At 46.8% G+C, this 12,623-nt stretch carries 14 protein-coding genes; 10 read left to right on the forward strand and 4 right to left on the reverse strand.

The features are described from left to right. The first annotated feature begins 4 nt into the window (after positions 1-4). Positions 5-1,204, forward strand: a complete 1,200-nt coding sequence (locus DWW90_RS12990) for a 6-bladed beta-propeller (protein ID WP_122345280.1) — start codon at positions 5-7, stop codon at positions 1,202-1,204. Positions 1,205-1,339: 135 nt separating this feature from the next. Here DWW90_RS12990 and DWW90_RS20420 read toward each other — a convergent pair whose 3' ends face one another. The 4 genes from DWW90_RS20420 to DWW90_RS13015 form a co-directional block, all read right to left on the reverse strand. Then, on the reverse strand, positions 1,340-1,711 hold the full coding sequence (locus DWW90_RS20420) for a hypothetical protein (protein WP_147382435.1): 372 nt from the start codon (positions 1,709-1,711) through the stop codon (positions 1,340-1,342). Positions 1,712-2,218: 507 nt separating this feature from the next. Then, positions 2,219-4,285: a TonB-dependent siderophore receptor gene (locus DWW90_RS13005; protein WP_233547750.1), complete on the reverse strand. Its 2,067-nt coding sequence runs from the start codon at positions 4,283-4,285 to the stop codon at positions 2,219-2,221. Positions 4,286-4,460: 175 nt separating this feature from the next. Further along, on the reverse strand, positions 4,461-5,027 hold the full coding sequence (locus DWW90_RS13010) for an RNA polymerase sigma factor (RefSeq protein ID WP_122345283.1): 567 nt from the start codon (positions 5,025-5,027) through the stop codon (positions 4,461-4,463). Next, positions 5,011-5,409 (reverse strand): hypothetical protein, encoded by a 399-nt coding sequence (locus DWW90_RS13015; protein ID WP_122345284.1) that lies wholly within the window; start codon positions 5,407-5,409, stop codon positions 5,011-5,013. The genes DWW90_RS13010 and DWW90_RS13015 overlap by 17 nt, the downstream gene beginning before the upstream one ends. Positions 5,410-5,610: 201 nt before the next feature. Between DWW90_RS13015 and hpt the strand changes: the two genes are divergently transcribed. The 9 genes from hpt to rny all read left to right on the forward strand — a co-directional run bounded on the left by hpt (position 5,611) and on the right by rny (position 12,304). Next, positions 5,611-6,150 carry a hypoxanthine phosphoribosyltransferase gene (gene hpt / locus DWW90_RS13020; protein WP_122345285.1) on the forward strand — a complete coding sequence of 180 codons (540 nt, stop codon included), beginning with the start codon at positions 5,611-5,613 and terminating at the stop codon, positions 6,148-6,150. A 102-nt stretch (positions 6,151-6,252) separates the two neighbouring features. After that, positions 6,253-6,822: an adenylate kinase gene (locus DWW90_RS13025; RefSeq protein ID WP_122332292.1), complete on the forward strand. Its 570-nt coding sequence runs from the start codon at positions 6,253-6,255 to the stop codon at positions 6,820-6,822. Positions 6,823-6,902: 80 nt separating this feature from the next. Then, entirely contained in the window at positions 6,903-8,063 is a 1,161-nt protein-coding gene (obgE, locus tag DWW90_RS13030) for a GTPase ObgE (RefSeq protein ID WP_115500901.1), read from the forward strand. Further along, a complete protein-coding gene (gene pgeF / locus DWW90_RS13035) occupies positions 8,005-8,865 on the forward strand; it encodes a peptidoglycan editing factor PgeF (protein ID WP_122345286.1) in 861 nt (286 codons plus the stop codon). Before obgE ends, pgeF begins: the two co-directional genes overlap by 59 nt. An 18-nt stretch (positions 8,866-8,883) precedes the next feature. Further along, positions 8,884-9,576 (forward strand): B3/4 domain-containing protein, encoded by a 693-nt coding sequence (locus DWW90_RS13040; protein WP_122345287.1) that lies wholly within the window; start codon positions 8,884-8,886, stop codon positions 9,574-9,576. A 141-nt stretch (positions 9,577-9,717) separates the two neighbouring features. Further along, positions 9,718-9,918, forward strand: a complete 201-nt coding sequence (locus DWW90_RS13045; RefSeq protein ID WP_115500898.1) for a winged helix-turn-helix domain-containing protein — start codon at positions 9,718-9,720, stop codon at positions 9,916-9,918. A gap of 150 nt (positions 9,919-10,068) precedes the next feature. Next, positions 10,069-10,362 carry a hypothetical protein gene (locus DWW90_RS13050; RefSeq protein ID WP_122345288.1) on the forward strand — a complete coding sequence of 98 codons (294 nt, stop codon included), beginning with the start codon at positions 10,069-10,071 and terminating at the stop codon, positions 10,360-10,362. Positions 10,363-10,367: 5 nt separating this feature from the next. After that, positions 10,368-10,658 carry a cell division protein ZapA gene (locus DWW90_RS13055; RefSeq protein ID WP_115500896.1) on the forward strand — a complete coding sequence of 97 codons (291 nt, stop codon included), beginning with the start codon at positions 10,368-10,370 and terminating at the stop codon, positions 10,656-10,658. Between the two features lie 110 nt (positions 10,659-10,768). Beyond that, a complete protein-coding gene (gene rny, locus DWW90_RS13060) occupies positions 10,769-12,304 on the forward strand; it encodes a ribonuclease Y (protein WP_115500895.1) in 1,536 nt (511 codons plus the stop codon). The last annotated feature ends 319 nt before the right edge of the window (positions 12,305-12,623 follow it).

A 12,623-nucleotide genomic window follows, 5' to 3' on the forward strand; every position in this document is an offset into this window, starting at 1 on the left:
AAAGATGAATAAATTAAGTTTGAGCTGGGTGTTCTTTCTCTTAATCGCTTGCAGTTCACCTAAATCGGATACATCAACTTATCCGGTAGCAGATGTAAGGGCCGGAATCAGTAATCCGGGCACTCTGAAGCTGAGTGATGAAATAGAAGAAATCATGTATGTGCCCCTGGAAGTAACCTCCGATGATGCTTCGCTGATAGATGGCGTTGCCAATTATGCTGTTACGAGTCAATATATCTATGTGCTTCCGGTGAAAGAGCAACGAATCGTATTGTTTGACAGGCAAGGTCATTTTATCAAGACATTGATCCCGTTCGGACAGGGGCCGGGCGAGTTTAGCGGCTATGTAGCCAGTATGCAGGCGGATGAAAAGAATAACCGTCTTTATTTGTTCAGTACAGACCGTGTCGAGGTATATACGTTGGACGGGGAACCTGTCCGGCATTTTGCTCATGATTACCAGGTTGTCTATCAATACTCGGTTGGCAAGGACCGCCTGGCAGCTGTGTCAATGCCCTACGTCCCTTTTCAGGAGGGCAGCTTTGGTATTGGTGTCTTTACGGAAAACGGTGACACGGTTGTTATGAAGAATGATTTTTATTCTCCTTTGGTCCCACATGATAAATCAGGGTTGACTATCCGGATTGCTGCTGCTTATTCCGAACAGTTGAAATCCGTTTTATTTAAGACCGGCAGTAATGATACGCTATACCGGATGTCAGACAATCAGATTCAGCCTGCTTGTGTTTTGAGTTTGCAGAATTCGGACAAAGAGATCATCAGTTCGGTCGATGTTACGGACTTCAATAGTTTGAGGGATTTCGGGGATGATAAAGATTACTTTGTTTCCGATATTTTTGAAACGCCTGTACGTTATTATTTCCGTTTGAGGAATAATCAAGGACATTTGGTTGCTTCCGTCGATAAGAAAACAGGTGAGACATTGGTGGAGAAGTGTGAACAGCCCGTTTCGTTGGCGGAACTGTCGGCCGCTACTTTGCTGCATGGAATGTTAGGAACAAGAAGTTATCAGGGTTTCCCGGTTTGGGGAAGTACGGCGGGGAATGATCTGGTCCAGGTCGTAACGGCTGGCGAACTTGATTTCTACAAGAACCTTCATTCCGTCTCAATTCCCGACCAACTAAAAAGTATGGAAGAAGATAGTAATCCGGTCTTTATCTTTTACAAGTTGAAAGGAGTGTAAATCGTTATTTATGGCTCATATTTGGCAAGTTTTGAACCTCCTGCAAATAAAGAAAAAGACAATAACCCCCTTTTCGGCCGTTTTTCTATTTCGTCCGAAATCTTGATCGATTTTGGATTGACTCTTTTCATGGTTTCAGTTCCCCCGGCTGACACCGGACGGAATGAGGTGCGCAGCCCGTTCCGAAAAGCGCGCAATTTGATTGCTGAAAACCGGAAACAGCAGCAAAGTGATAAACCTTAACTCCTGGAGAATCGCCTGTAGCAAAATAAAACGGACGGCGCTCCAAATATCCCAGGGATTTTTTAGAGCCCTGTCGCCATGACGACCGTCCTCATCGCCCTCGCGACCGTCCTCATTGGTATGACGACCGTCTTCATAGGGTATGACGACCGTTCTCATGGCGATAAAGTCCCAGGAAAACGAAATAAAGTCCGATTTCATGGCGATAAGGTGTCGGAAAAGAGGAAAAAGCCGGTTTTTCGGGCCGAAAAACTGGGTTGACATTTGTTTAGTTTCGGATGTCTTTCGAGCCCGAAAAAAACGTTTTTTACAATAAGTCCCCCCCCGGGGAGTTGAAAGTTGAGAGTTAAAGAGGGATCGAATTTAAGAAGTTTTGAACTTATTGACGCGGTGTGTCAGAAGTCTTATTTATAGCGTCTGTGTCCTGGCGGTCCCGGATCAAGTCTGGGATGACTGCACCCGCAATGACACGCTAAGGCGTTAGAACTTACTTTTGCTACTCTCCTTTGATACACTCCCCTTTGTTTTTAACATAAAGTCGTTATGTATTTTGCCGGAAATGCCGGTTTTGACGCCATTTACATCCGTATCTTATGTATGCTTGATATTCATGATGTATTGAGGTCTGCATGATAGTATAATTTGAAAATTAATATATCATTGTAGCATCCACGGGGCTCGACAAACGCGAAGAAGTTTCGCTTCTAAGAATATGAACCACCCGCAAACAGGGAATTATGCAATAGCCCTCCTTTCTGTCCCTGTGTTTGTTTAGTTTTTTACGCCTTGCATGATTCCGGAGTCTGTATCCATATTGTTGATCTGTTTTCTACGGCTGCTGGATTGTTTGCCGTAATTCAGGTTCAGGCTTAATTTAACCAGGTATGACCTGTTGTTTGTCGTGTGTATTTTTGAATCGACAGGGTTCAGCGCCGACCAATTCTTATTGTCCGTTTTGTATTCACCGGTGAACGGGTTGAGCACGCCTGCCATAATGGACCAGTTAGACAGTTTATAGCCTGCCATAATCGTGTACATCTGGTCGCTTTTCATCAGTTGTTCCCCATATACGGAGCGAGGCGGAGTGATTGTGGTGAAGTTGGCCAGCCAATGATTGTATGAAAAGTCCATGTTGACTCTTAATTCCGGCATGGTGTATGTATGCCGGTAGTTATTTCCTTTGCTGATAAAGCGGTTCACACGTGGTGTGACGGAAAGGGTTAAATGTTTTTTCCAGGGCTTGACGGTGAATGTCGCTTCCGCACTCAGATTTTGAAACGACCTCTGGTTCTCATAGATCCGGATGAATCGACCTGCTTCGTAGAGGACCGATTCCATGATGGGATTGTATTCATGATCGTAACCGAGCAGAATTTCTAAGCCTAAGATACCCTTATTAAATCCGGCTGCAAGACTTTGGCTAAGTGTATTGAAAGCCTTCAGGTTTGGATTTCCGCGTCGTATTAGCCATGTGTTGATTGCCTGTTCCACATCGTTCATGGCCGATAGGGCTGGGGCATTCTTGCGCAGATTTATCCTGTACCGGAAATGGATATTGTCGTTTGGCTCGAAAGTCAGGAGCGCAGACGGCTGGAAGGCGTATTTTTCCGACCGGTTACCGGACTGGCTGTAGTAAAGGCGGGCGGCAGTCAGGTTTGTCCTATATCTCCATTTCCCTGCTTTTCCCTGGTATTCTGCATAAATGGAACTTTCCGCCTGGCGCATCGACACGTTGGCAAAGGTCGTTCCTGTGTATTTGTTGTTAGTGTAGGATTGCAGATGCCTGATACCTCCGGTTAGCTTATTTTGTCCGGATTTCTTTTCGTAGATTCCTTCTGCGATAAGTGAATACTTGTTTCCCGTGATGTTTGAGACTATATTTGTCACGGTTTCGTTCTCTTGTTTTTCCAGGTAGATGCGTCTGTTATCCGTATCGATATACGTTCCTACCACATTGAATATGAATGTCTGGTTGTTCCTTAGGTAACGTTGCAGATAAAGGTCCAGCACCGGCGAATTGTCAGTCTCTGCCGTATGGTCGGAAATAGACAGCGGGCTCTCGGAACCGGAGAGGTAGAGCTTGCTTTTCCTGTCTTCATAATTATTGGGAAAATCGTTGCGGGTATATTTTAGTTGGGCGTTAAAGAAATATTTGCCTTTCTCTATCAGGCTGTAGTTCAGGTTGCTGCTGAATATCCGCTTATTGAACAGGGTCGGTTCGCCGACTTCTGTCTGGTGCAGCAAGTGGTCGGGGAAGACGAGCTGTTCGTCGTATTCGCGCGTCCAGTACCCTTTCCTTTGTACAAGTGTTGCATTGGCGGAAAATTCGTATTTGCCATAGTTGTATTTTAGGGACAGCCTGTTGTCCAGCGACATCCTTCTATGGCCGCCTCCGTTGAAGAACGAGCCGTTGATATTTCCGCCCGACTCCCGACGGCGTGTGATATAGTCGATAACGGCATCGGCATTTCCGAAGCGTGCCCCCGGGGCATCGTGATATTCGATACGGAGGATATCGGCGGGAGGGATGGAGGCTATTTCGGTATTTGTCACCTGTACTCCGTTAATACGCAATTGTATTTTTCCGTTGCCGGACATGCTTATTTCACCGGATATGGGGTCGACCATGATGCGGGGTAACTGTATTTTCCGGAGTATGTCGGCTCCGTCGGTAGACTCGTTTACCTGTTCCTGAGTGGGAAAGAGCAATTTCCGGTCTTCCTTTACAATGACGGAACGTGCCAGGATGGTCACTTCGTCCAGGTTGATGACGGTTTCTTGTGCAAATGCCGTATGGGTTGTCAGGGCGAGTACGGCTATAATGATACTTGTTTTCATATTTGTTTTTGTGTTTGTTTGATGAGGGTACGGGCAAAGACGGCCTGTCCCCGCGCTTGACGCGGGGCCGCAAAAGAACTAAAACATGTCGATCGGATGTTTGGTCTGTTTCAATGCGATCCCGCGTCGGGGCGCGGGAACAGGGCTTTGGGCGTATTCCTCCTTGATTAATAAATTAGGAATTGAGAATGTCTTTATATATTCCCTCTAAACGTCTACGAAGGTGTTTGACGGCATAATGCTTGCGGGACAGCAGGGTGTTGACGGGGATATTTATGCTTTTGGCGACCTCTTTCACGGGTAGTCCGTCGAGTTCGGTTAGTTCGAAAGCTTCCCGTTGTTCGGGAGGCAATTCGGACAGGGCCGTTTCGAGTTCCTGCCATACAAGGGAACGGAGATATTCGGTTTCGGGCGTCGGATTATCATCGTTGAACAATATCTCGGAAAACTCCTTCAGGATATTCCCGTCATCGTCGTATTGAGATGCAGGCATTTCTTCCTCTTGCATCTTTTTCCCTTTGTTGATAATCGTATTCCGGGCTACACGATAGAGCCATGCCGTGACCTGCTCGATAGGATCGACCGCGCTTTCAACCGTTTTAATCAATTGGTAGAAAACATCCTGCAGGATATCTTCGGCGTCTTCCCGGTTGGGAACCCGTCTTTGGATGAACGACTTCAATCGTGGACTATGCTCGTTGATAAGCCCTTCGAGATTCTCTTTTTCAGTTTGCCGGTTCATCCTCGTTTACTTGTTCTTCTTGTTTTTTCTTGCCAAACCGATCTCTGCCGAAAGGGCCTCCGAAGCCGAATTGCCGCCGTCTGTTGATGAATTCCTCTCGTTCTTCGGGTGTCATCTGCATCCATTTCTCGCGGATCGGGTTCCGGCCTCCGGCATGTTTCCGATGCCGTATCATTCCGCCTCTTCCTCTTCCCCTGCCAAATCCGAAACCACCGAAGAGGAGACGGGACAGGATTAGCAATCCGGCTGCCTGCCAGAAATTGATACATGACAATCCGAATATGCCCGGAATGACCAGATTCCACAGTAACATAACCAGGGCACTGAATCCCGCAACTATCGCTATTCCCCAAAGGACCATTAATATACTTCTCGTTTTCATACATTTCTGTGTTTTAATTTATTACTTTCTGAGAGCTCTCTATCTATGCAGACAACCGGGACGAAAATATATTTTCCGGGGAACATTATTTTTTGCAAATTAGTTGTTCTCCGCTTGGATGAACTTCTCCGAATCTGTACAAAAATAGTAATAGTTACCCGAAAAAGTTGTACATTTGTCCCCTCGAAAATCAGACGGAATATGGATAAGATCCGATTAAAAGACAAAGAATTTGAACTCTTTATCCCGGAAGCGGAGATAAAAGAAGCGATTGCAAAGGTGGCGGAGCGTATCCGGGCCGATGTGAAAGGTACGAATCCGTTGTTTGTGGGAATCCTGAACGGAGCCTTTATGTTTACGGCCGAACTGATGCGCCAGTTGGACGAACCGTACGAGATTACTTTTGCCCGCTATTCTTCCTATAAGGGGACCAGTACGACCGGCGTTGTCCGTGAGATCATGCCTGTGCAAGCCGATGTAAAAGGGAGGACTTTGATTCTGATTGAGGATATTATCGATACCGGGTTCACGATGCAATACGTGATGGACAAGCTCCGTAAAGACGGTGCAGCCGATGTGAAGTTGGCTACGATGCTTTTCAAACCCGATTCGTTGAAGTGTGATTTGAAACCCGATTATGTCGGTATCCGGATTCCGGGCGATTTTATTGTCGGCTACGGACTGGATTATGACGAGATGGGGAGGGCTTACCGGAACATCTATAAGATAGTTGAAAGTTGAGAGTTGAAAATTGAAAGTTATTAGATTAATGTATAATGGGTGGCAATAGGGGGGTGATTACAATTATTCATTCTTAATTGTCAATTAAAAAGCAAACTTTTTATGTTGAACATTGTTATTTTTGGTGCTCCCGGTTCAGGAAAGGGAACACAGAGCGAATTGATTATTGCTGAATATGGCGTAGACCATATCTCTACAGGTGATGTTTTGCGTTCTGAAATGAAGAACGAAACTGAACTGGGCAAGATTGCTAAGGATTACATCGAAAAAGGACAGTTGGTTCCGGATGAACTGATCGTCGACATGCTGGCAAAAGTTCTGGACAGCAAAGAGAACTCCAAAGGTGTTATCTTCGATGGTTTCCCCCGTACGATCCCGCAGGCAAAGGCACTGAAAGAAATGTTGAACAAGCGCGGTACGGACGTATCGGTTATGTTGAACCTGCAGGTTGAGGAAGAAGAACTGATCAAACGTCTGCTGGAACGCGGCAAAGTCTCAGGGCGTTCAGATGACAACCTGGAAACAATCAAGTCAAGACTGGATGTTTATCACAAACAGACCGCTCCTCTGGCTGACTATTATATCGGCGAAGGCAAACATGTTGCTATCGAAGGTATGGGTACCGTCGAAGAAATCTTCGGCCGTATCAAAGAAGCAGTGAATAATTTGTAAATTGATCAATGTGCCAATATGCCAATTTAAGTATCATTATTGGCACATTGGCATATTCGCACATTAAATAATTATTTTTTATGGCTGAATCAAACTTTGTAGATTATGTAAAGATCTATTGCCGTTCAGGTAAGGGCGGTAGAGGGTCTTCTCACTTTCGCCGCGAGAAATACATTCCGAAAGGAGGTCCCGACGGAGGCGATGGAGGGCGAGGAGGCCATGTGTATCTTCGTGGAAACCGGAACTACTGGACGCTCCTGCACCTGAAATACGAACGTCATATTATGGCGACGAACGGTGAAGGAGGCGGTGCCAAGCGCAGTTTCGGGAAAGATGGCGAAGACCGTGTGATCGAAGTTCCTTGCGGAACTGTCGTGTATGATGCCGATACGGGCGAGTTTATCTGTGACGTGACCGAAGACGGACAGCAGGTCATGCTGTTGAAAGGCGGTCGCGGCGGCTTGGGTAACTGGAACTTTAAGACTTCGACCAATCAGGCGCCCCGTTATTCGCAGCCCGGTGAGCCGGCGCAGGAACGGATGGTGATCATGCAATTGAAGTTGCTGGCCGATGTCGGTCTGGTAGGTTTCCCGAACGCAGGTAAGTCTACGTTGCTGTCGGTGGTTTCGGCGGCTAAACCGAAAATCGCCAATTATCCGTTTACGACGCTGGAGCCGAACCTCGGTATCGTGAGCTATCGCGACAACCGTTCGTTCGTGATGGCCGATATTCCCGGTATTATCGAAGGGGCCAGCGAAGGTAAAGGATTAGGATTGCGCTTCCTACGCCATATCGAACGCAACTCGCTGCTCCTGTTCATGGTGCCGGCCGATGCGGACGATATCAAGAAGGAATACGAAATCCTGTTAGGCGAGTTGGTCAAGTATAATCCCGATTTGCAGGATAAGAGCCGTGTGCTGGCAATCACGAAAAGCGATATGCTGGACGAAGAGCTGATCGAGGCCCTGTCGGAAGATTTGCCGGAAGGCGTTCCGCATGTCTTTATTTCTTCGGTTGCCGGAATGGGAATTGTCGAGTTGAAAGACCTTCTGTGGAAGGAACTGAACAAGGAGACTTTCCATGAGGTGGAGCGTATCGTACACAAGAATATCGATGTCAGTTCGCTTGCGTTGGATGATGACGATTTCATTATTCCTCTTGAAGAGGACGATCCGGACGACGATGAGGAATATGAAGAATACGAAGATTGGGACGACGAAGATGAAGATACTTCAAAATGATAAAGTAAAGATGTTGCAATTTCCCGGGTTAAGCGGGGATTGCAACATCTCTCATTTTATAACCACCCGCCGGGGCGGTGTGAGCGAAGGGGCGTATGCCTCCTTTAATCCCGGTGAATATAGCGGAGACGATCCGGAGGCCGTCCGGATGAATCGGAAGCTTCTTTCGGATGCAATCGGAATCCCTTCCGAAAGGATTTTTGCCCCTTTCCAGGTACATGGCACGGAGGTCCGCTCGATCGAACCTTTCTTTCTCTCCCTTCCTTTGGATGAACAGCGGATTTATCTGGACGGCGTAGATGCGCTGGCCACCAATGTGCCGGATGTTTGCGTAGCGGTTTCTACTGCCGATTGTGTTCCCGTATTGCTTTATGCTCCCGATGTAAAAGCCGTAGCAGCTGTTCATACCGGTTGGCGGGGAACGGTGCAGCAGATTGCGGCTAAAACAGTCCGTTTTCTTATTGAAGAGTATGATGCCGATCCGCTTTTGATGAAAGCCGGCATCGCACCTTCTATCGGTCAGGATGCCTTTGAAGTAGGGGAGGAGGTGGTGGAAGCGTTCCGGGAGGCCGGTTTCGATCTGTCGCGTATCATGAAACGGAATGCCTCGACCGGTAAAGCCCATATCGACCTCTGGGAAGCCAACCGTTTGCAGCTATCGGACTGCGGACTTGCCGCCGCAAATATCGAAGTCGCCGGAATCTGCACTTATACGCACCACGACGAATTCTTCTCCGCCCGCCGCCTGGGTATCAAAAGCGGACGTATTCTTTCCGGGATTATGCTCAAGAATAATTTATAACTCAGAAATTTTAAAACCATGATACAAGTTTCAATATCAGAAGAAGTTTCCAGCGCTTGTCCGGACCTGCAAGTCCTGGTGATAGCCTGTCAGGTCAGGAATTCGGAGCCGGATGAACAACTCTGGCGGGAGATCGAGGCAGAAGAAGCGGCTGTCCGGGCGACGGTCAAACTGGAACAAATCAATAAGTGGCTTCCTATTCAGGCTACGCGCCAGGCCTATAAACGGCTGGGAAAAGATCCGAACCGTTACCGTCCTTCTGCGGAAGCCTTGCGCAGGCGTATTCTTCGCGAGTTGCCCCTTTATAAGGTCGATACATTGGTCGATCTGATCAATCTTGTTTCTATCCGCAGCGGTTATTCCATAGGAGGTTTTGATGCGGACAAGATCGAAGGCGGTAAGCTGGTGCTGGGAGTCGGCAGGGAAGGCGAACTTTATCATGGGATCGGCCGCGGCGAACTGAATATTGCCGGGTTGCCTGTTTATCGCGATGCCATTGGCGGCATCGGGACACCGACCAGCGATGAGGAACGGACGAAAATCGGGTTAGACACCACAAGCCTGTTAATGATTCTGAATGGTTACTCCGGGTTGGACGGTTTGATCGATGCCGGAAAGTATGCGGCAGGCCTATTAAGCAAATATGTTTCAGCTACAAACATTGAAATGGAACTTGTTTCGGCCGGTAAACGGACGGAAATAGTACTATAATAGTACTGTAAGTGTGTTAAATATGCTTGCAAAGTATAAAAAGCGCCTGTTTTTATGCTAAAAAACATCTATTTCCTTTTGTTTTAATGGATTAATCTATAAATTTGCCCCCGTTAACGAATTAACAAAACAAAAAGAAACATGATCGAATTGATTGGAACAAACGCCGGCCTTGTTTGGACAGCACTGAACGAAGGCGGTAAAATGAGTGTTAAGGCAGTAAAGAAAGCAACTAAAATTAAAGCAGAAAAAGATATGTATGCTGCTTTTGGTTGGTTGGCAAAAGAAGGCAAGTTAGCTTTCGAAGAAGTTGAAGGTGAATTGTACGTTGCGTTGGTATAATAGAGCGTAACTGAAACTATTAGAAGGAGGGCTGTTCGGATTTTGGTTTGAACGGCCTTTTGTGTATCCGGACGTTTTCTGTCAAAAAAACAAACTGATTGTTGTTTTATTCAAATCTAAAGTTTACTTTTGTGTAGAATTTGGTGTGAAATGACCGAAGATCATAAAAGATTGTTGGCTGTATTTGAGGTTAGAGTTCGTGATTTGATGGAGCTTTGCGATAAGCAAAAACAGAGAATCGGCGAGCTCGAAGGTTTTTTGGTTCAGAAAGAAGAAGAACTTCAGCAGGCGATAAAGACGATCGAAGAGTTGAATACCAAATGTGATAACATGCTGACGGCGCGGGTTGTTTCCGTAAACGAAGGAGAAATGAAAAGCGCAAGGATGCGGTTATCGAAGTTAGTGCGGGAAGTAGACAAGTGCATTGCACTATTAAACGAATAGAGGCGATGGACGATAAATTTCTTATACATGTAGAGATAGCCGGTAAAAGTTATGGTATCAGAATCGACCGGAGTGAGGAGCAGGAAGCCCGTAAGGCTGTCAAGCAAATCCGGATGAAGATGGACCAGTACCGGAAGAAATATTCCGAAGTGGATGTAAAAGATTTGTTAGCCATGGTGGCCTTTCAACTATCGGTGGAGAACGTGAAGTTGGAGGAAAAGAATGACACAAGTCCCTTTACTGAAAAGATACAGGAACTGACCGATGAACTGGAAAGTTACCTGAAGGATAAATAGTTGTAAGAATTAAGAAGATGCGTTTCCGCACTGCTTTGCATGGTATATCCATGTGAGGGTAGTGCTTTTTTTGTATATAATAATATAATAGAATTTAAACTATAAGTAAAATGGGAATGAGCATAATCATAGCACTGGTAACCTTCATCGTTGGGGGCTTGCTTGTGTGGTTCGTGATGAGAGTCCTTATGAAGTCGAGGTATGACGCCGTCATACGTGAAGCTGAAAAGGAGTCGGAAGTAATGAAGCAGAAGAAGCTCCTTGAAGTAAAGGAGAAGTTTCTTCATTTGAAAGCGGATCTGGAAAAACAGGTTTCCGCACGTAATTCAAAAATCCAGTCGGTTGAGGCTAAGTTGAAACAGCGTGAATTGAGCCTGAACCAGCGTCAGGAAGACCTGCAACGCAAAAACAGCGAAATGGATGCCGTCAAGGAAAACCTGGCTGCCCAATTGGAACTGGTTGATAAAAAGAAACAGGATCTTGAGAAACTGCACCAGCGTGAAATCGAACATCTGGAAACCCTTTCCGGACTTTCTGCCGAAGAAGCAAAAGAACGTTTGATCGAATCATTGAAAGACGAGGCCAAGTCCGAAGCCACTTCCTTCATTAACGAGATCATGGAAGAAGCCAAGATGACAGCCAACAAGGAAGCGAAAAAGATCGTTATCCAGTCTATCCAGCGCGTTGCTACCGAAACGGCGATCGAGAACTCGATTACCGTATTTCATATCGAATCCGATGAAATCAAAGGCCGCATCATCGGCCGTGAAGGGCGTAATATCCGGGCGTTGGAAGCTGCTACCGGTATTGAAATCGTGGTAGACGATACGCCTGAAGCAATCGTGTTGTCCGGCTTTGATCCGGTTCGCCGCGAGATTGCCCGTCTGGCTCTGCACCAATTGGTACAGGACGGACGTATCCACCCGGCCCGCATCGAAGAAGTCGTGACGAAGGTAAGAAAGCAGGTGGAAGACGAAGTGGTGGAAACCGGTAAACGTACGGTGATCGACCTTGGTGTCCATGGCTTGCATCCCGAATTGATCCGTATGATCGGTAAGATGAAATACCGTTCTTCTTACGGACAGAACCTGTTGCAGCATGCACGCGAAACAGCCAACCTTTGTGCTGTAATGGCATCCGAATTAGGACTGAACCCGAAGAAAGCAAAACGTGCCGGATTGTTGCACGATATAGGCAAGGTGCCTGATGATGAACCGGAATTGCCGCACGCAATCTTAGGTATGAAACTCTGTGAGAAATATAAAGAAAAACCGGATATCTGCAATGCCGTAGGCGCTCACCACGACGAAGTGGAAATGCAGACGTTGCTGGCTCCGATCGTACAGGTTTGTGATGCCATCTCAGGAGCCCGTCCGGGTGCCCGTCGTGAGATCGTAGAGGCTTATATCAAGCGTCTGAATGATCTGGAGCAACTGGCGCTTTCTTATCCAGGCGTCGTAAAGACATACGCTATCCAGGCCGGTCGTGAACTCCGCGTGATCGTGGGAGCTGACAAGATCGACGATAAGGATACCGAAAATCTGTCTAACGAAATTGCAAAGAAGATTCAAGATGAAATGACTTATCCGGGACAGGTTAAGATCACGGTTATCCGTGAAACCCGTGCGGTAAGTTATGCTAAATAGTTTTTTTCATTTAAGATTGATTATAATAACGTGTGGGCTGGTCTGTGGAAGATCGGCCCATTTTTATTTCTTGCCGATAGCCAGCTTGTAGGATTGAAATTAGTTATACGCTTGACGCATAATCGCAGCAAGGCAGGCGGTGTCGGCCATCTTAAGAGAAAGCGGAGCTTTCTAAGAAAGGCCTAAGCGGGCAGGCGTCGAGCGGAGGGTAAAGGTGAAGCGTCCGGAGCCTGCGTTGTTTGAGCGAAGCGAGTTTCGCAGGCGACAGCGTAGCCTTTACCCGGAGTAGCCTGGCCGATTAAGCCTTGATCTTTTGGTT

The sequence above is a fragment of the Parabacteroides sp. AF17-28 genome (genome assembly GCF_003479205.1).
In the GTDB taxonomy this organism is placed as follows: domain Bacteria; phylum Bacteroidota; class Bacteroidia; order Bacteroidales; family Tannerellaceae; genus Parabacteroides; species Parabacteroides acidifaciens.

Coding starts and splice junctions, on each gene's coding strand:
- DWW90_RS13010 (WP_122345283.1), bottom strand. CDS start 5,027: ATGAACCGGCAAACTGAAAAAGAGAATCTCGAAGGGCTTATCAACGAG.
- rny (WP_115500895.1), top strand. CDS start 10,769: ATGGGAATGAGCATAATCATAGCACTGGTAACCTTCATCGTTGGGGGC.
- DWW90_RS13040 (WP_122345287.1), top strand. CDS start 8,884: ATGATACAAGTTTCAATATCAGAAGAAGTTTCCAGCGCTTGTCCGGAC.
- pgeF (WP_122345286.1), top strand. CDS start 8,005: ATGAGGAATATGAAGAATACGAAGATTGGGACGACGAAGATGAAGATA.
- hpt (WP_122345285.1), top strand. CDS start 5,611: ATGGATAAGATCCGATTAAAAGACAAAGAATTTGAACTCTTTATCCCG.
- DWW90_RS13025 (WP_122332292.1), top strand. CDS start 6,253: ATGTTGAACATTGTTATTTTTGGTGCTCCCGGTTCAGGAAAGGGAACA.
- DWW90_RS13050 (WP_122345288.1), top strand. CDS start 10,069: ATGACCGAAGATCATAAAAGATTGTTGGCTGTATTTGAGGTTAGAGTT.
- DWW90_RS13005 (WP_233547750.1), bottom strand. CDS start 4,285: ATGAAAACAAGTATCATTATAGCCGTACTCGCCCTGACAACCCATACG.
- DWW90_RS13055 (WP_115500896.1), top strand. CDS start 10,368: ATGGACGATAAATTTCTTATACATGTAGAGATAGCCGGTAAAAGTTAT.
- DWW90_RS13045 (WP_115500898.1), top strand. CDS start 9,718: ATGATCGAATTGATTGGAACAAACGCCGGCCTTGTTTGGACAGCACTG.
- DWW90_RS12990 (WP_122345280.1), top strand. CDS start 5: ATGAATAAATTAAGTTTGAGCTGGGTGTTCTTTCTCTTAATCGCTTGC.
- obgE (WP_115500901.1), top strand. CDS start 6,903: ATGGCTGAATCAAACTTTGTAGATTATGTAAAGATCTATTGCCGTTCA.
- DWW90_RS20420 (WP_147382435.1), bottom strand. CDS start 1,711: ATGTCAACCCAGTTTTTCGGCCCGAAAAACCGGCTTTTTCCTCTTTTC.
- DWW90_RS13015 (WP_122345284.1), bottom strand. CDS start 5,409: ATGAAAACGAGAAGTATATTAATGGTCCTTTGGGGAATAGCGATAGTT.